The following is a 16,737-nucleotide window of genomic DNA, read 5'->3' as shown; positions in this document are numbered from 1 at the left end:
TTGACACCTCCTCACCGTAAGCACACATCTGATCACTCACCGTGCCTGTTTAAGGACATTTGGTACTTCCGTCATCAGGTCATCGATCTTGCGATACACCTTCGTGATCAGGACAGCCCGTGCTGCGCGGCGTACGCGTCCGCCACGTCTTGCGGGTCCTTCTTGTCGTTGTCCACCCGGCTGTTGAGCTGGGTGAGCTGTTCGGTGGTGAGGAGGTTGCCGAGCCGGGCGAGGGCCTTGCGGACGGTGGAGTCGGCCTTGCGGTCGGCGATCAGCGGGACGATGTGCTGGCTGGGGATCAGGTTCTTCGGGTCGCTCAGCACCACCCAGTCGTCGGCCGCGATGTCGGTGTCGGTGGTGAAGAGGTTCGCCACGTCCACGTCGCCCTTCTTCAGCGCGCCCTTGACCAGCGGCCCGTCCGAGTCCAGCGACTTGAACTCCTTGAACTCGACGCCGTACACGTCCCGCAGTCCGATCGCGCCCACCCGCCGTTTCTTCACCTCGGGCGCGGCGCCGATGACCAGCCTGCCGTTCTGCTTGGCCAGGTCGGCGAGGGAGGTCAGGCCGTACTTCCGCGCCGTCGCCCGGGTGACGACGAAGCAGTCGGAGTCGGCCGCCTGCCCGTACGGCAGCACCTGGAGGCCGCTGGGCAGGGCGATCGCCAGCGCGTTCTGCATGGTGCCCGGATCCGCCGAGGTGTCCTTCGGTTCCAGGTAGTTGAGGAGGGCACCCTGGTACTCGGGCAGCAGGTCGATGTCGCCGGCCTTGAGCGCGGGGATCACGATCTCCCGGGTGCCGAGGTTCGGGCGGACCGTCACCTTCACGCCGGCGGCCTTGAGGGCGGCCGCGTAAAGGTAGCCGAGCACCTGGTTCTCGGTGAAGTTGGAGGTGCCGATGGTGATCCCGCCCTTGCTGGAGCCGCCGCCGGCGGCCGAACCGCTCTGCTCGTTCAGCGAGGTGATGCCGCTGGAGCAGGCGGAGAGGGCGGGGACGGAGGCCGCCGCGAGGAGGCCGCCGAGGACAGTACGTCGGTTCATCGAGGGGTCCCTAGGCAGTGCGGGTGGGAGTCCCCCCGCTCGAGCGAAGGTGAAATTCCCCTTCAGAACACACGCAGGGTGACTGCATGGAAGGGACGTTTCCGCAGCTCAGAGACGCATAGCCGTTATGCAGGTTCATGATCGCAAAGTTGCTGCGGATCGAGGCGTTCCGCTGCGCAGGGTGACCGGGAACCTTTGCTGAATGGTGACTGATCCGGAGACGACCCGAGTCGTCTCCGGGTCACGACCTCCCGTTGAAGAGCTGGCTGAGGCGGCGATCAGCGACCCGAGCGCGCAGCTCCGTCGGCCACGTCTTCATCGCCTCCCGGTCCTGATCACTCAGGCCGTCCGGATGCTGGGCGATCGACTCGCCCAGCCGTCGGTTCGAGCCCGTCAGTCGTCGGCGCCGCCACCGCTCGGCGGCCTCTTCATCGCTGAGTGCCGACGTGTCACCTCCCGCATGATCGCGTTCTTGCCTGTGCGCCGTCCTGCGGTTCGCCGGGCCCTGCATGTCGGTGACGTCGCGCGCCTGCGCCGCCCTGCGGAGCTCGCCGATCAGCCGCTGGATCTCTACTCGCGCCCCCGGCTGTCCGGGATCGGCGCGGAGTTCACGAAGCCGCCGCTTGATCGCCTTCGGATCGGTCGTCTTCGGGTCCGTCTTCGTCATCGTCGTCCACCTCCTCAAGGAGATCACCGAACTCGGCTTCGATCAGGTCGAGTTCATGAATGATCAGGGCCGGGTCTTCGTCGTCGGTGTCGGCCGAGGGAGCGGGCATCGGCACCGCCACGTCGGCTTGTGCCGCACTGTCAGCCTCGTGATGAGCATCCGTGCCGGGCAGGAGCACACGGCCGCTCACGACCCGCCTGGGAGGCTCCGGCGGCATGCCGACGTCGTCACCGGCCAGCCGTGCCATCTCGTACTGCGCGTACTGCATCCCGTACTGCTCGATCAGGTGCACGGGCATCGAGCGGTCGCCTTCGAGCGCACGGGCGGCGGCCGTGACGGACGCGACGATCACGGCCAGCATGCCCGAGGCGTTCTCGTCGAGCTGCGCCGTGATCTCCAGTTCGCTCTTCACGGGCGCGTCGGCGCCGCGCAGCTTGCGGCGCGACTCGTTGATCCGGCGGTCCGTCTCGATCGCCTTGAGCCGGTCGGCCGTCGACTTCGCGGTGTAGATCTCCCGCCAGGCGACCCGGTGGAGTGCTTCGAGCTCCGCCTCCCGGTGATCGGCGTACTCCTCGGCGACGGGACCGATGTGCGCGGCGACCTCGTCGGCGATGATCTCGTGCACGCGCGTCGGGCTCAGACCGACTTCGGCCGCGATCGCGCGTTCGGTCATGCCTGCGATCTTGAGCCGGTAGATCTTCGCGTCGCGCTCTGCGAGCGCCGCCGGGTTCGGGCGCTGCTGGGGAGGTGCGGCCATGATCATGCTCGCCCTTCTGTGCTCGGTCTTAATGATCTTGCTCCGCATGCGCGGAGCGATCTTGGTCAGTCGTCGGCGTTCCAGGACGCTGGCGCTCGTTCGGGTCCGGCGGTGAACTTGTCGCCCTGCCGGGTGATCCACCGCCGCATCACGGCCTCGTGGAGTGCCGCCTCGAACAGACGGCGGTGCAGAGGGAGAAGAGCCTCCGTCAGCTCTTCTCGTGACATCGGCTTCGCGCGGGCCGCCTTGTGCAGCGTGATGGCGAGAGCGGTGCCCGCGATCGGGTCGCGGAAGACAACCAGATAGTCCTCGATCCCGCCGTACTTGCCGACCGGCATGGTGAACGGCGCCGCTTCCCCGTTCTCCACCACGGGCGAGAGATGCGTCCCTCCGTCGGCTGTCTCGGTCTCCTTCCATGCGATCACGGCCGCTGCACTCTCGTCGGCGGTGTCCCGGTCCTCGTCGACGCTGACGAGAAACCAGCCTGGCTGTGCGGGAATGATCATGATTCCTTCTCTCTTATTGATCTTGTTCGTGTGGTGCTTCGAGGGCGGTTTGATCTTCTGATCCACCGCCCCACCCGCGTACAGGTGATTCAGGCGTCTGACCTGGTACTTCGGGTGCTGGTGGCGGGGTGGTGGTGGTGGTGCACCACTACGTGTTGCACCACCACCACTCACCCACCGCCCACCGGTGATTCAAACCACCGGTGAATCACCCTGAATCACTTGAATCACCCGCCTTCGAGCAGTCGGCCGGACGACCGCAGGGAGGGTCACAGACGAAGTGCCGGATCATCCGGTTGGGGCCGTGGGCGGTGTGGACCTCTCCGCTGCTCACAAGATCTTCGAGAGCTTTCCGGATCTTGTTGTCGGGCACCTCGGGAAGGCCCGCCAGGATCTTGTTCACGCCGAGTCCCGGGTTGCTCTTGATGAAGTCCCTGACCGGGTCGCGACCGGCGGTGACCCGGTGAAGCGCACGGCTCCCGCCGACGAGGGTGAGCGTCCGGGTCTCCGCACTGAACTCCAGCCGGGATTCCGGGACATGGACGTCACGCCCGTACGCAGAGAAGAACCGGGGGCCCTCCTCGATCTCGCGATCACGGCTGTCGCGGTCATACGTGATCCGCCATTCGGCGTCCGGCCAGTCCCGGAGCTGTGACGCTCCGCGCGGTCGCTCCGGGCCGTGCCCCATGTGGACGGCCAGCGCCGTGTTCGGCACGTCGGCCTCGCGGATCAGCGCGTTCACGGCTTGCAGGAAGACGTTCACGTCCTCGGGGCTCTCGCTCATGCCCAGCGCACCGAGGAACGGCCCGAGGCAGTCGAGCACGAGGTAGGACACCCCGCCGGGAAGATCCCGGAGCTGACTCACCCACCAGGCCCGGCAGGCGGGATCCATGATGTTGAACGACGCTGCCTGCCCCCTGAGCGGCCAGAGGCTGACCCGGTCGATGCGCTTGATCCCGAGATCCCGGTACCAGCGCTGGAGCTGGTCCTCGGACATCTCGTTGTCGATCACGACGATGGTGCCGGGCACGTCTGCGACCGCGTGGCAGCCCAGGAAGCCGTTCCCGAGGGCCGGGTCGAAGGGCTCTTCCCCGGCGTCCGCCAGTGACCGCACGAGGTTGCCGACGAAGGTCGTCTTGCCCGCCTTGCGTGCGGCGGCCAGGACAATCTTCCCGCCGGTCGGCTGGAGACCGGCTACGCGCTCGTGTGCGTCGTTCTCCGGGCGTGCCAGCAGGTCGGTGAGGGATACGACCTGCGGGAGGTCCGGCGCCGTCTGAGCGGCCTCGTGCGCGGCCAGGATGCGACGAGCCTGCCCGTCGGCCCACCGCCGGGCCAGCGCCGCATTCAGCGCCTGCCGGGCGAGCGCGTACATACTGCCCTTCACATCAGGCATGTCCGAGATCTCGGCCTGGTACCTGACGAGCAGCGCGTCGAACTCCTTCCGGGCCTCGGTCTCAGCGACCGGCGGCGTCGTGTCCGGCACAGCGGGCGCCGTCTTCTCGGCCTTGCCCGAGTTCACCCCCGCTTCGAGAGCAGCTCGGAACCTGGCCTCCTCCTCGGCGGTGGGAGCCACGCTGATCGAATACGGGTCCTCGGAGATCTCCAGCGGGTGGCCGCTCTCGATGTGAGTCGTGAGCGCCATCGCGCCGTAGGCGTGCAGGACGTGAGCGGTGATGCCCGCCTCGGTCAGCGTTGCTTCGAGCGCGCGGGCGCGGGTGCGGCTTCCCTCGTCGCGGTGCTGGAAGATCCCGACCTCACGGCCGCGAAGTGACTCCACGAAGCCGTTGGTCTCCCAGTCGCCGGGGATGACGGCGACGGCCCGCCCGGGGTCGGCGTTCGTCACCGCTTCGAGCTCGTATTCGTCGTGAACCAGCCAGATATCGGTGTTCACGATCTGCCCGGCTCCGTCGGCCGGACCGTTCAGGAAGTCGTCGGCAGCGCTCATGACGCACCCTCCAGCACCTCGGAGAGAATGGCGGTGATCATCGTCTCGGGGGCGACGCCCGCACTCCGGGCGGCCCTTTCGAGGCGCTGCCGGAGCGAGCCACAGATCCAGATCTCGAATTCGCCGCACGGCTGCACGTAGCCGTGGTCTTCGAAGAAGAACGGCCCCGCATTTACCGGTGTCGACTGGACGAAGTCCCATTCACGCGCGGTACCCTGGGAAGTGACGTTGGACGCGTCGTTCTCGGGAGAGCCGCCCTTGCCCAGGGGGCGGCTTTTCTCATGCTCGCTCACTGCGATCCGCCCCCGAACAGCCTGGCGAGCTCCTGCGCTGTCTCCGGCGGAAGCGGTGCGGTCCGGTTCGGGGTGTTGCGGACGATGACGCCCGCGAGCCGGTCGCGCTCTTCGAGTGAGAGGCTCTCGGCTGCCTCTTCGAGCTTCGTGATCAGGCGGCTCGGTGCATCGAGATGGGCGCGGGACTTGGCGGCGCCGTTGGCCAGACGAGCCCGGCCTTCAGGGCTCAGGTTGTACGGGCGACGTGACACAGGAGATCAGCCTTCTCGGGCTCCCCGCACGGTGGCGGGCGTTCTCTCCTGAACGAAGCCCGGCATATCCGATGCCGTCTGACTCAAATGTTAGTTGATAATTCCCGGCTTAGCGATCTCAAAAGATCAGCACTGAGGCCGGCCGTCACATAGTTTCGGCCCTTATCTCAAAGAATCTGAATTCCAGAGAAGCGAAAAGGCCGGGGGAGGTTGCCCGGCCTTTTCTTGGTGAAGATCAGTCACCCGAGTTCAGTGTACGCTCCTTTATAAAGCTCATCTGACGGGCAGTTAGATTTAATCGGGGCGAAGAAATGAATGAATTCATCACCGTCTATCAGGCGGCCTGGGCGCTGGGTGTCTCGAAGCCGACCGCGTACGGGCTGATACGAACCGGCACGCTCACCGCGTCCGCCGGGCCGCGCGGTCAGCTCGTGTCCCGCAGCGAGGTGCTCACCGTCGCGACGGCGCGCCGGGTGGAGGCCGTCCGCAGGCACCGCGACCTCACCGCCTTCGCCCGCTCGATCAGGGCGACGATCCAGCCGCCGGAGCCCGAGCCGGTCGTTCTCAGCGACGGCCGCGAGTGGCGCGACCCGGAGGACATGGCCCGGTACCTGACCACCCCGAGCGGCCGTGACGTCCTGTACCGGCTCGACCCGGACGCGGTCGCCGTCTTCGGACCGGCCGTCATCCACACGCTCGCGGATCTCAAGTCGCTGAAGGCCGCAGGGGCTTGCCCCTGGTGCTGGGCCCGTGATCTCGCGGCCGTGCGCGGCGGCGTCAGCCCGTCCGACAACGAGGCAACGCGCGTCCTGCTCGGTGAGCCCTGCTCGAAGGACCGCGCCGAGTGGAGCGGGAACCGTGATCAGATCCGGAAGCTGTGGACCGACGCGAAGGCCGACGATCTCAAGCGCCGCGACGCTGCCGCGAAGGACGCCCGGCGGCGGGAAGTCGAGGCTGCCCGCGCCGACGCCGACCGGGCGACTGCTCGACTGTCGCAGGCGATCACAGCCGGGGGTTTCAACCCCACGGCGGAGAGCACGCGCTTCCGGCGGCAGGCGAAGATCGAGCGGGAGCGCGGCCGGGAAGATCTCGCCCGGCATCTGGAGTCCCGCGCAGCGAAGTTCGAGCGGAGCGAGTCATGACCCCGGAGGAAGCCCTCGCCGCGCAGGCACGCGCCGGACTGATGGAACTCGCCGACCTGCACGCGCGGGCCGTGGCCGAGTACGTCTCCACGGTGAAGGAGCTGCACGGCATCGATCTCGCCGTGCCCTCGATGCTCATGGACTACGGCCGCGACGAGTGGCGCAGGATGATCACCCGGGCAGAGCACATGGTCGAGGCGGACAAGATTCTCCAGGGTGCCGAGTGGACCGCCGGTCACACCGTCGGCGATCACATCCGGCACATCCGCGAGTGGGACGACGGCGAAGAGATCACCAACCGGGTCGCCTTCCATCTCGCCGCCGCGCGGGGGTGGTGAGCATGAGGGTCTATCAGCGATCACGAGACGTAAGGTCCGACCGGAAGCAGCCGCTCGCCGCGAGGGTCGCGAAGTACCTGCGCGACCGCCGGGGTTCCGGCCTGGCGACCGGCGCGACGGTGGACATGATCGGCACCGCCCTCCGGGTGACCGACCGGCGGGCCATTCGCGAGGCCCTCGAACTGCTTGTGGCGAAGGGCCTCGCGAGCGTCGACCACGGCCCGCAGGGGCTCGCCGACCAGAGGCGGCCCGACACGTGGTCGTGGAAGTCATGAACGGCAGCCTCCGGCACGGCAACGCCGATCACATGCTGCACCAGACCCACCGCGCCCGGCTGCTCGCGCTGATCGCAGCGCAGCCCGGCCGGACACTCGAAGAGCACGAGACGTCGGCCGAGAAGGTGACTGATCGTCTCCTGATCCGGAACGGCCTGCCGACGCTGCTGAGCGGACGTCAGATCAGGCGCGACGAGGACGGCCGTCTCTGGCCGCTCGCATAGCTATGCGAGCACGCAGGGCCACGACCGGCAGATCTACCCGCACGTAGGGCGACGGAAGCCACCAGCGCTCGCCTGGCGGCCCCCCAGGGGCTCCCCGGTACTGGGGTGCTCCGAACGCCTGGGAGCCGTTTCCGCAGACCAGAGCTTGATCGTTACCAGCCGGCGAACGATCTTCGCCAGCCGACTGCATGACTGCATAGACAGCGGCGGACCCGCCGGATGAGAGCCGACGGGCCGCCTAGGAAATCGATCACGAAGGGATCGACTCCATGATCGGCACCATAGCGTTTCTGCTCGCGCTGGCCGCCCTCTTCGGCGGATGGCTCTACCTCCGCATGAAGTGGCGGATCTTCGTCAAGGAGCGTCAGTCCCGGCGGGCGATCATCGGGCACGCCAGGGCGAAGGCGAAGGACGAGAACGCCCGGACGATCTCCCAGCGGCTTCACGATCACCTGCCGGACCGGATCGTCCTCCGTCTGATGAGGCACCGCCCGCAGCGGCGCGGACGCCGGATCCGGATCGCCCGGCGCGGACTGTTCGTCGGCCGCGCAGTCCGGATCAATCCGGATCAGCACATCCTCGCCGTCGGCATGACCGGATCCGGGAAGTCGAGCACGATCCGGGTGCTCGCCGACTGGGCGAAGCGACGCCCCGACTGGGTGATCGAGATCTGGGACGGCAAGTTCGGCGCGACCGGCGCCCCGTACCTGGCGCACGCCCGGGTGTACGAGTCGCTGCCCGAGATCGAAGAGCGTCTCGCCGACCTTGTCGGCAGGGAGTTCCCGGCCCGCGCAAAGATGTCCGACCGGCCGCACCGCGCGATCGTGATCGACGAGTCCCGGATCTTCAACGAGCTGTCGGCGACCGGCATGCGGCACCTGATCACCGTCGTCCAGGAGGGGCGGGAACTCGGCGTCCACGTCTGGGCGGGGCTCCAGGACCCGAAGACGTCCAGCGTCCCCAGCGAGGTGCGTGATCAGTTCACCTGCCGACTGGTGCACATGCTCCAGACGGCGGAGGCCAACCAGGTCGCGCTCAAGGAGCTCGCCACCGCCGGGTACAGCGCCCACAAGCTCGACCGCGCCGGGCAGATGCTTGTGCACGAGAAGGGGCGCCAGCACCCGGCACGGCCCCTGTTCGCGCTGTGGCTGTCCCCGGCCGCGCTCGCGGCGACGCCGGGGCGTGTGTGCCTGACCAAGGTCCCCGCACGGCCGGGCGTTGCCGTTGCCCGGATCGGCTCCACGTCTTCTACCAGGGGGAACAGGCACGCAACGGCAACGGCAACACCCCCCGTCGACGACTTCGCGGAGGCGATCGAGCGCGCCCTCCTGGGCGGGGCTGCGGGCCCCCGGGCGCTGGCCCGCAGTCTCGACCGCAACCCCGGGAGCGTGCTGCGCAAGCTGACCCGGATGACCGAACAGGGCGTGATCACACGCACGCCTGAAGGCACGTACGCGATCACCGACGCACCGAAGGAGCAGGACCGATGAGGATCAAGACCGTCCGCACGACGGTGCCCACCGAAGTCACCCGGGACGGCGAGACGTTCACGGTCAACAAGCGCGTGGACCGTCAGGTGATCTCCGTGTTCGACGTGCACCGCGCCGTCCGGCGGGCGGTCACGGCCGCGACCGTGCTCGTGGTCGGCATCGCCCTGGTGTGGTCCGTGACGAGCATCGGCGCCCTGCTGGGGCTCGCCGCGCCGGTCTGGGTCGCCTACCTCGCGGCAGGTGCGTTCGATCTCTCCTGGGCGGTCATGATGGCCGCCGAGTGGACCATGCAGTACGACGACCGGGCGAAGATCCCCCGCACCGCCGGGTGGATCGCGCTGGCCGTCTCGATGACGGCGATCGCTACCGAGGGGCGGCTTCACGCCGGGCTCTGGATCGGGATCATCGGTGCCCTGATCAGCCTGCTCGCGAAGGGGCTGTGGACGGTCATGATGATGATCACGGCCCGCCCGCTGTCGGACGAGAGCTACCAGATCGTCCAGCAGAAGCGGAGCCGTGCGGGCGAAGAGCTCGCGCTCACTCAGGTCGACCGCGAGCTGATCCGGATCCGGCAGGAGACCGCCGCGCTGAGGGAATCCGGATCGCTCACGGCCGTCGCCTGGGACGCGGAGGGGATCACCCGCAAGGCGCTGGCCGAGACCCTCGCCGACGCGATCGACGAGGGGGCGGAATCCGGATCCGGATCACAGCGGCCGGATCGCTTCGCGCCGCAGGCGGATCAGTCCGGATCCGGATCCCGGGCGGATCCGGTCCGGTCCGTCGATCCGGATCGCTCCGCGCCGCAGGCGGATCGCTCCGCCCCGGCCGTCGAGCACTTCGTGCCGCGATCCGGATCGATCAAGGAGCTCGTGCAGAGCGTCATGGCGGACGGGATCACCGACCCGGCGGCCGTCGTCGACGAAGTCCGGGCCGACCGGCCGGACGCGAACCCGGAGACGATCAAGCGCATGGTCCGGCTGCACCGCGTCAACGGGAGCTCGTGAGCGCTCGTCTGGCGGCCTGTCAGCCGCCGGGCAGTGACTCGTGCCGGGAACCCACCCAGGGGCCGGGAGACATAGATCTCCCGGCCCCTCGGGCGTGCTGCGCCGACTGCGCGGGCTCCTCGAAGATGAGCGCATGACGACCGCTCGCGCCCTCACCGTCCGCCAGCCCTGGGCGGCGTTGATCGCCGCCGGACTGAAGCCGGTTGAGAACCGGTCATGGGCACTGCCCGCCTCCTTCGCTGGCCCGCTGCTGATCCACGCCGGGACGAAGAACGACGCCGACGGCTGGCGGGCACCCGGCGTCCGCGAAGCGCTCGAAGGCTGGCCGGTCACGTACGGCGCGATCGTCGCCGTCGTCGACAGGGTGACGTGCCACCTGGGCGAGGGGTGCTGTGCCGACCGGTGGGGCGAGCACGGCGCCTTTCACTGGGTGCTCGAAGACGTCCGGAGGCTCCCTGAGCCGATCAGGGCGACGGGACGACTGAGCCTCTGGCGGCCGGAGCCGGAAGCCGTGGTTGCGGCTCTGGCGGCTCCGCAGGGTGCCGGGCGATAACTCGTACCGGGGAGCGGGGGCGGTGCCGCCAGGCGCCAACGTGGCAGCGCCTCGCATGCATTGGGCGAGGGACGTCAGCCCCGGGTGCGATGCCACAAGGGAGATAGTTCCTCCGGTCGGAGGAACGGCCGGCACTAGATGCAGGGTCAGTCCCGAACCGGTTCGGGTCTAGGCGGGAGCGTGCTGCGCGAGCAGATCACGGACCTGGGGCACCTCGTCGAAGTCGGCCAGCCGGGCGAGCACGACGCGCCCCCGCTCGGAGGTGCGATCAGAGGCGACGTCCGCTGAGAGCTCGAACATGCGGGACGCCGTGTCGGCGGCCTCCTCGGGCTCGTTCGCGTCGGCGTAGGCCACGGCCAGCCACGAGAGGTACAGCGCCAACTCCCTTGCGTGGGTCGCGTCGTAGCGCTCCAGCACGCGGGACAGCAGGGGCACGGCCCGCAGCGGGCGCCGGAGCTCGGTGAAGACACGGGCGTCCATCACTTCGAGCTCCTCGCGGCTGACCCAGTACGCCCAGACGGGAGCCTCGCGGCCGTCTGCGGCGGTGAGCGCCTCGTGTGCTTCCCCCAGGGCGGTGATCGCGTCCTGTGCGTGGGCACGGCCCGCCTTGGCGTTCGCCCAGGCGACGCGATCGAAGAACAGCGCCCGCGTCGCCGGAGGCGCGTCCGGCCCGGCCTCGGTGAGTGCAGCCTTCGCGAGATCGAGCCCTTCCAACTCCCGTCCCGTGTTGCTGAGCTGATAGGCCAGCGACCCGGCGAGGTTCGCGACCAGGGTCGGATCACCGCCCTGCCGGGCGGCCGAGATCCCCAGCCGGTAGGCGTGCTCGGCTTCGTCGTGACGTCCGGCGTCGGAAGCGATCCACCCGGCGATCTGGGAGAGCTCCCCGATCTGCACGAGCAGACCCCGGCCGGTGGCGTCGTCGTACGACGCCTCGCGGTAGAGCGTGACCGCCTTCGTGAGCTCCCTGAAGGCGGGCGCGATCAGGTCGCCCCCGGCGAGGAGATCATCAGCCAGCCGCAGGCCGTGGACACGGCCCGCGAGCGAGGCGACCTGAGAGCTCCCGATCCGGCGGCCGTGAGCGTCCGTCAGGGGCGTGAGGGGATCACCGTCCGGCAGGAGGTCGGCGAGGGTCGCGAACGCGCCCGAGAGCTGGCCCCCGGCCTCGCCCCGGGCATAGGCGGCGGCACGCTCCAAGTCGTCGAGCGGGACACCGAGCACGGCCGACAGGGCTGCCAGCCAGGCGTCAGGGACGCGGCGCCCCTGCTCCCATCGGCCGACTTCGTTGCGGGTGACCGAGGCGACTCCCGAGAGGGCGCACAGCCGTGCGGCGAGCTCGCGCTGAGACAGGCCCGCGTCACGGCGCAGCCTGGCGAGATACGCGCCGAACGCCCGGCGCCGTCCGCTGATTGCTTCGCTGCCACTGCCTTGAGTTGCTGGCCCCCTCATGTGCTCATTCTGGCCCCCCTGCTGGCCCCCTGCCGGGCTCCTGCACAGATCCGCTCCGAAGGGTGTGCTGTGAGCGCAAGGACCCCGGCGAGGTGGTGAGACCTCCCGGGGCGTGGCCGACGCTTCGAGGGAGCGACGACATGGCAACTTCTACCACTGGCCAACCGGCCGAGACAGAGCAGGTTGAGGCACTCCCGCTGGACATCCCCACCATGCGCGCCACTGCGCGCCGGTTGCTGGCAGCGGACGCCGGAGAGCCCGCCGCCGACGAGGTGCCGGTACTGCTCAGCACCCTGCGCGGACACCTCGAACTGATCGTCCCGGTAGTGGAGCGGTGCGCCGCGTTCAAGCCGGACGACGACCAGCGATGGATGGCCCCGGTGAACTGCGCGATCATCGCCGCCGCCGACACGCGCCGGGCGATGAGTGCGGAGATCCACCCCGGCGCGGATGCGGCGGTGAGGCATGCGCGTCGTCTCGCCCGGCGCCTGAACGCGATGTGTGATCACTTCGAGACGCTGATCAGTGATCCTATCGGGCCGGACGATGGGTCGTCCCGATAGGGTCGCCTGCGCAGCACGAAGCCCCGGCCGCTTTCCTCGGCCGGGGCTTCGCTGTGTGTGCGGGTGCGTCAGTCGCGGGTGATGCTCGTGACCGTCAGCTCTGACTCTTGATCGGCCAGCCACTTCGTCACGCGCTGGTGTGCGCGCTGCTCGGACGGGGCCGTGACCTTGACCGTCTTCCCGTTGCTGAGGGTCGCGGTGAAGCTGATCATCCTCTGCGGCTGGTAGCGCATGATCACACCTCCGCCGGAGTCTCGGTCACGGCCCACTTGATCCTGTCGGCCGCGCAGCGGATGCGGTCGCTGGCCGACTCGGTGCCCCCGGCGCGGTTGATGCGCACCTCGCCCAGGGCGTCAGGGGCGAGCAGCAGGGCGGCGATCTTGCGCCGGACGTCGGCAGGCTTGGCCTTCCAGCGAGCGGCGACGTCGGGGCCGTAGTCGAAGAGCCCGGCCAGCTCGGACGGGCGCGGGGTCAGTTCGGTCTCGCGGGCTTCGAGTGCGGTGATCTCGCCCTCCAGCTTGTCGATCTTCTTCGCGATCATGCGCAGTTCAGCGGGCGTCTCGGGGTCCTCGTCCTCGAATGCCGCCAACTGCGCCCCCTTGACTGCGAGTTGGGCGCGCACCGCGTCGAGTTCGCCGCTGTCGCCGGGCGTGATCGCCTCGTACACCTCGGGGCGTGCCAGGTAGGTGGTGATCTCCGCGTTGAGGACGTCGTCCACGGGCGCCTTGGCGATCGAGACACAGCCCTTCAGGCGGCAGATGTACCGGGACTCGCGACTGTTCTCCGAGACGCGGAGCGGGCCGCCGCATTCCCCGCAGCGGATCGTCTGCGTGAAGGCGTGCTGGCCGGTGCCGGGGCGAGAGCTCACGCTCTTGCGGCTCCCGTCGGCGAGGATCACGCCGACCTCTGCGAAGAGCGCGACGAACTGGTCAGGCGTCATCGGGCTGTTCGTGAAGTCTGCGATCACGGGCCAGGACGCGGGCAGTTCGGTGATCACGTCGCCGACCTTGTGGATGCGGATGGCGACGTACGCCTTGCGGGTGCAGATCGAGCGCAGGTGCTGAGCGCTGTGCGTGCCGCCGGACTTGTTGAGGATGCCGCGCTCTGCCCAGTCGCGGGCGATCGACAGGAAGGAGTGACCGGCCTTGACGCGCTGGAAGAGTTCGATCACCAGCGGTGCCGTCTCGGGGTCCGGCTGCTGGCCGACCGGCCGCATGGCGGTCCTGCCGTTGACCTTCGTCATCGCGTACTCACGCTTGTAGCCGAAGGGGATCTGGCCTTGCGGCTTCGCGCCGCTGTCGTGGTTGAGGTTCGCGTTCAACGCCCTGATCACCCGCTTACTGGTCTCGGCTGAGGCCCTCATCGCCTTCACGGCCTCGTCGATGAGGTCTGCGTAGTCTCGCGGGTCGCGAGGGTCGAAGAGCGGGTTGCGGTGCTGGGTCGTGATGAAGATCTTCACGCCCCGGTCCCGGCACGCGTCGGCAACCTTGATCCACTCGCGCGGCTGGCGAGAGGCGCGGCTGTTCTCCCACATCACGAGCACGTCGGCGCCGAAGTCGCCCGACTCCAGGTCGGCGATGAGCTGGCCGAACCCGTCCCTGATCTTTTTCTTCGCGTAGTCGCTGGCACTGCCGACGTCCCGGTACGAGTCGCCGACGAGCGCGATGCCGTGGCGGGCGGTGGCTTCGGCGTTCTCGTCGTGCTGCTCTTCGTTCGAGCGCTCCTCACCGCTGTGGTCCTGCGACACACGCAGGATCTCGCGGCCGGTCAGCGTGTCGGTCATCGTCGTCATGATCAGTCCCTCCCCTGTCGAACTCACTCACTGCGAGTGTGCAGGAGGCGTGTTCTAAAGGGGAATTTCACGAAGCCGAGAGTGGGGGAGGAAGAGGAAGCGCTGGAGGCTGCTGAGGAGCAGGTCCAGGACGATGGCGACGACCGCGACCAGTACCGCGCCGCCGAGCACCTGGACGAGGTCGCGCTGGGCGAGTCCGTCGAAGACGTAGCGGCCGAGGCCGCCGAAGGAGACGTATGCGGCGATGGTCGCGGTGGCCACGACCTGGATGAGCGCCAGCCGCAGGCCCGTCATGATCAGGGGGAGCGCCAGCGGCAACTCGACCTGGAACAGCACCTGGTGGCCGCGCATGCCCTGGCCGCGGGCCGCGTCGCGGACGTCCGGGTCGACGGCCGTCATCCCGGCGTAGGTATTGGTGACGATCGCCGGGACCGCGAGGGCGACCAGCGCCACGTACACCGGCAGCATCGACAGACCGCCGGCCAGGAAGACCAGGACGACCAGGCCGACGGTGGGCAGCGCGCGGCCGAAGGACGCCAGGTTGATGGCGACGAACGCGCCCTTGCCGGTGTGGCCGATCAGCAGACCGATCGGGAGGCCGATCGCGGCGGCGATCAGGGTCGCCAGGAGCGAGTACTGGAGGTGCTCGGCGAGCCGGTGGGCGATACCGTCCGGGCCGGCCCACTGGGCTCCGCTGGTCAGCCAGGTGCCGAGGTTCTTGAACAGTTCGTACATCTCAGGCTCGCCTCCTGCGCCACGGGGTGAGGACGTACTGGAGGGCCACCAGCAGGGCGTCGGCGACCACAGCGAGCAGGATCGTGAGCACCACGCCCACGATCACCGGGGTCGGGAAGTCGCGCTGGAAGCCGTCGGTGAAGAGCTGGCCGAGGCCGCCGTCGCCGATGTAGGTGGCGACACTCACCAGCGAGATGGACATGACCGTGGCGATGCGGACGCCCGCCATGATCACGGGGAGGGCCAGCGGGAACTCGACCGTGAGGAGCGTGCGCAGCGGGCGGGTGCCCATCGCCTTGGCCGCCTCCTTGGTCTTCGCGGGGACCGAGTCCAGTCCCTCGACCGTGTTCCGCAGCAGCACGACGAGCGTGTAGACGGTCAGGCCGATGACCGTGGTGGTGCGGGTCAGGCCGCTGATCGGCAGCAGCAGGACGAAGATCGCGATCGACGGGATGGTGAAGAGCACGTTCGAGACGCCGAGCAGGAAGCCGCGCAGCGGGCGGACCCGGTGGGCGAGCACGGCGAGCGGGAGCGAGATCAGCAGCCCGAAGAGGACGGCGGTCGTCGCGGCCTGCAGGTGGGAGAGGGTGAGGCTGATGAGGTCGTCGGTGTGGTCGGCTGTCCACGACCAGTCGATGCTCATGCGGCCACCACCCGGGCCTCGGTGTGGGCCTGGCCGGCGTGCGCGTGGATGTCGTCGCGGGACGAGACGCCGGTGAGGACTCCTTGGGAGTCGACCCGGGCTATCAGCCCGCTCGGCGAGGCGATCGACTCGTTGAGGGCCGCCAGCAGGGAGTCGTCGTCCTTGAGCGGCCGCAGGGGGAGTTCGGCGTCCTTCGACGCCCAGTGCAGGGGCCTGTCCGCCGCGTCGCGTACGAGGGTCCAGGCTCCGCCCTCCGGGGGCGGCCCCTGCGGGACCTCGGCGAGGGTCTTCAGCGAGAGCAGCTTCAGCCCGCGCTCGGCGCCCAGGAAGTCGGCCACGAAGTCGTCGGCCGGACGGGCCAGGAGCTCTGCGGGCGGGGCGCACTGGACGAGATGGCCGCCGGTGCGGAAGACGGCGATACGGTCGCCGAGCCGGACCGCCTCGTCGATGTCGTGCGTGACGAAGACGATCGTCTTGCTCAACTCCTTCTGGAGTCTGAGCAGTTCGTCCTGGAGCTGGGCGCGGACGACCGGGTCGACCGCGCCGAACGGTTCGTCCATCAGCAGCACCGGCGGGTCGGCGGCGAGCGCGCGGGCCACGCCGACGCGCTGCTGCTGGCCGCCGGAGAGCTGGTGCGGGTAGCGCTTGCCGGAGTCGGCGGCGAGGCCCACGGTCTGAAGGAGTTCGGCGGCGCGGGCGCGGGCCTTCTTCCGGTTCCAGCCGAGCAGCAGCGGGACGGTGGCGATGTTGTCCAGCACCGTGCGGTGCGGGAAGAGTCCGGACTGCTGGATGACGTACCCGATGGAACGGCGCAGCTCGGCGGCGTCCTGCTCGAGGACGTCCTTGCCGCCGACCTTGATGGTGCCGGAGGTCGGGTCGACCATCCGGTTGATCATCCGCAGGGTGGTGGTCTTGCCGCAGCCGGAGGAGCCGACCAGGACGGTCACCCCGCCCTCCGGCATCCGCAGGGAGAGATCATGGACTGCTGTCGTGCCGTTGGGGAAGCGCTTGTGGACCGCGTCGAACTGGATCATGAGATGTCCCTTGCCCGGCTGTATAACGTCATGCAGAGTTCT

The 16,737-nt window shown here is 68.9% G+C and carries 21 protein-coding genes; 8 read left to right on the top strand and 13 right to left on the bottom strand.

The window, feature by feature from the left end:
* Nucleotides 1–107: 107 nt before the first annotated feature.
* From ABZ396_RS35810 to ABZ396_RS35780, 7 genes are all read right to left on the bottom strand, one after another.
* Nucleotides 108–1,037, bottom strand: a complete 930-nt coding sequence (locus ABZ396_RS35810) for an ABC transporter substrate-binding protein (protein ID WP_358921340.1) — start codon at nucleotides 1,035–1,037, stop codon at nucleotides 108–110.
* Between the two features lie 241 nt (nucleotides 1,038–1,278).
* On the bottom strand, nucleotides 1,279–1,704 hold the full coding sequence (locus ABZ396_RS35805) for a hypothetical protein (RefSeq protein ID WP_358921338.1): 426 nt from the start codon (nucleotides 1,702–1,704) through the stop codon (nucleotides 1,279–1,281).
* Nucleotides 1,646–2,461, bottom strand: coding sequence for a hypothetical protein (locus tag ABZ396_RS35800; RefSeq protein WP_358921337.1), 816 nt, complete (start codon nucleotides 2,459–2,461; stop codon nucleotides 1,646–1,648). Before ABZ396_RS35800 ends, ABZ396_RS35805 begins: the two co-directional genes overlap by 59 nt.
* A gap of 65 nt (nucleotides 2,462–2,526) precedes the next feature.
* A complete protein-coding gene (locus tag ABZ396_RS35795; protein ID WP_358921335.1) occupies nucleotides 2,527–2,967 on the bottom strand; it encodes a hypothetical protein in 441 nt (146 codons plus the stop codon).
* 208 nt (nucleotides 2,968–3,175) lie between these two features.
* The gene (locus ABZ396_RS35790) at nucleotides 3,176–4,912 is read right to left on the bottom strand and encodes an AAA family ATPase (protein WP_358921333.1); all 1,737 of its coding nucleotides are present in this window, start codon (nucleotides 4,910–4,912) and stop codon (nucleotides 3,176–3,178) included.
* Nucleotides 4,909–5,205 (bottom strand): hypothetical protein, encoded by a 297-nt coding sequence (locus ABZ396_RS35785; RefSeq protein ID WP_358921331.1) that lies wholly within the window; start codon nucleotides 5,203–5,205, stop codon nucleotides 4,909–4,911. The genes ABZ396_RS35790 and ABZ396_RS35785 overlap by 4 nt, the downstream gene beginning before the upstream one ends.
* Nucleotides 5,202–5,456, bottom strand: a complete 255-nt coding sequence (locus ABZ396_RS35780; protein WP_358921330.1) for a hypothetical protein — start codon at nucleotides 5,454–5,456, stop codon at nucleotides 5,202–5,204. Before ABZ396_RS35780 ends, ABZ396_RS35785 begins: the two co-directional genes overlap by 4 nt.
* 311 nt (nucleotides 5,457–5,767) lie before the next feature.
* On the opposite strand from ABZ396_RS35780, the gene ABZ396_RS35775 reads away from it, so the two are divergent.
* From ABZ396_RS35775 to ABZ396_RS35745, 7 genes are all read left to right on the top strand, one after another.
* Nucleotides 5,768–6,598 carry a hypothetical protein gene (locus ABZ396_RS35775; protein ID WP_358921328.1) on the top strand — a complete coding sequence of 277 codons (831 nt, stop codon included), beginning with the start codon at nucleotides 5,768–5,770 and terminating at the stop codon, nucleotides 6,596–6,598.
* Nucleotides 6,595–6,936, top strand: a complete 342-nt coding sequence (locus ABZ396_RS35770; RefSeq protein WP_358921327.1) for a hypothetical protein — start codon at nucleotides 6,595–6,597, stop codon at nucleotides 6,934–6,936. Before ABZ396_RS35775 ends, ABZ396_RS35770 begins: the two co-directional genes overlap by 4 nt.
* Nucleotides 6,937–6,938: 2 nt before the next feature.
* Entirely contained in the window at nucleotides 6,939–7,211 is a 273-nt protein-coding gene (locus ABZ396_RS35765) for a hypothetical protein (protein WP_358921325.1), read from the top strand.
* On the top strand, nucleotides 7,208–7,435 hold the full coding sequence (locus ABZ396_RS35760; protein WP_358921323.1) for a hypothetical protein: 228 nt from the start codon (nucleotides 7,208–7,210) through the stop codon (nucleotides 7,433–7,435). Before ABZ396_RS35765 ends, ABZ396_RS35760 begins: the two co-directional genes overlap by 4 nt.
* Before the next feature lie 269 nt (nucleotides 7,436–7,704).
* Nucleotides 7,705–8,925 (top strand): type IV secretory system conjugative DNA transfer family protein, encoded by a 1,221-nt coding sequence (locus tag ABZ396_RS35755; RefSeq protein WP_358921321.1) that lies wholly within the window; start codon nucleotides 7,705–7,707, stop codon nucleotides 8,923–8,925.
* Nucleotides 8,922–9,929: a hypothetical protein gene (locus tag ABZ396_RS35750; protein ID WP_358921319.1), complete on the top strand. Its 1,008-nt coding sequence runs from the start codon at nucleotides 8,922–8,924 to the stop codon at nucleotides 9,927–9,929. Before ABZ396_RS35755 ends, ABZ396_RS35750 begins: the two co-directional genes overlap by 4 nt.
* Nucleotides 9,930–10,062: 133 nt before the next feature.
* Nucleotides 10,063–10,482, top strand: coding sequence for a hypothetical protein (locus ABZ396_RS35745; RefSeq protein WP_358921317.1), 420 nt, complete (start codon nucleotides 10,063–10,065; stop codon nucleotides 10,480–10,482).
* 168 nt (nucleotides 10,483–10,650) lie between these two features.
* Here ABZ396_RS35745 and ABZ396_RS35740 read toward each other — a convergent pair whose 3' ends face one another.
* A complete protein-coding gene (locus ABZ396_RS35740) occupies nucleotides 10,651–11,928 on the bottom strand; it encodes a helix-turn-helix transcriptional regulator (protein ID WP_358921315.1) in 1,278 nt (425 codons plus the stop codon).
* 140 nt (nucleotides 11,929–12,068) lie between these two features.
* On the opposite strand from ABZ396_RS35740, the gene ABZ396_RS35735 reads away from it, so the two are divergent.
* On the top strand, nucleotides 12,069–12,491 hold the full coding sequence (locus ABZ396_RS35735) for a DUF6415 family natural product biosynthesis protein (protein ID WP_358921314.1): 423 nt from the start codon (nucleotides 12,069–12,071) through the stop codon (nucleotides 12,489–12,491).
* 68 nt (nucleotides 12,492–12,559) lie between these two features.
* Here the strand turns inward: ABZ396_RS35735 and ABZ396_RS35730 are convergent, their stop codons facing one another.
* Genes ABZ396_RS35730 through ABZ396_RS35710 form a run of 5 tightly spaced genes read right to left on the bottom strand, consistent with a single transcriptional unit; the run spans nucleotide 12,560 to nucleotide 16,695 of the window.
* Nucleotides 12,560–12,724, bottom strand: a complete 165-nt coding sequence (locus ABZ396_RS35730) for a hypothetical protein (RefSeq protein WP_358921313.1) — start codon at nucleotides 12,722–12,724, stop codon at nucleotides 12,560–12,562.
* Between the two features lie 2 nt (nucleotides 12,725–12,726).
* Nucleotides 12,727–14,283, bottom strand: a complete 1,557-nt coding sequence (locus ABZ396_RS35725; RefSeq protein ID WP_358921311.1) for a recombinase family protein — start codon at nucleotides 14,281–14,283, stop codon at nucleotides 12,727–12,729.
* A gap of 54 nt (nucleotides 14,284–14,337) precedes the next feature.
* Complete coding sequence (locus tag ABZ396_RS35720; RefSeq protein ID WP_358921309.1) at nucleotides 14,338–15,018, bottom strand: ABC transporter permease; 681 nt, start codon at nucleotides 15,016–15,018, stop codon at nucleotides 14,338–14,340.
* 1 nt (nucleotide 15,019) lies between these two features.
* Nucleotides 15,020–15,661 (bottom strand): ABC transporter permease, encoded by a 642-nt coding sequence (locus ABZ396_RS35715; protein ID WP_358921307.1) that lies wholly within the window; start codon nucleotides 15,659–15,661, stop codon nucleotides 15,020–15,022.
* The gene (locus ABZ396_RS35710; RefSeq protein WP_358921305.1) at nucleotides 15,658–16,695 is read right to left on the bottom strand and encodes an ABC transporter ATP-binding protein; all 1,038 of its coding nucleotides are present in this window, start codon (nucleotides 16,693–16,695) and stop codon (nucleotides 15,658–15,660) included. Before ABZ396_RS35710 ends, ABZ396_RS35715 begins: the two co-directional genes overlap by 4 nt.
* Between the last annotated feature and the right edge of the window lie 42 nt (nucleotides 16,696–16,737).

The organism is Streptomyces sp. NPDC005866, assembly GCF_040629895.1.
Classification (GTDB): domain Bacteria; phylum Actinomycetota; class Actinomycetes; order Streptomycetales; family Streptomycetaceae; genus Streptomyces.
Note: the sequence above shows the minus strand (reverse complement) of the source record. Positions and strands in the feature narration are given on the sequence as shown.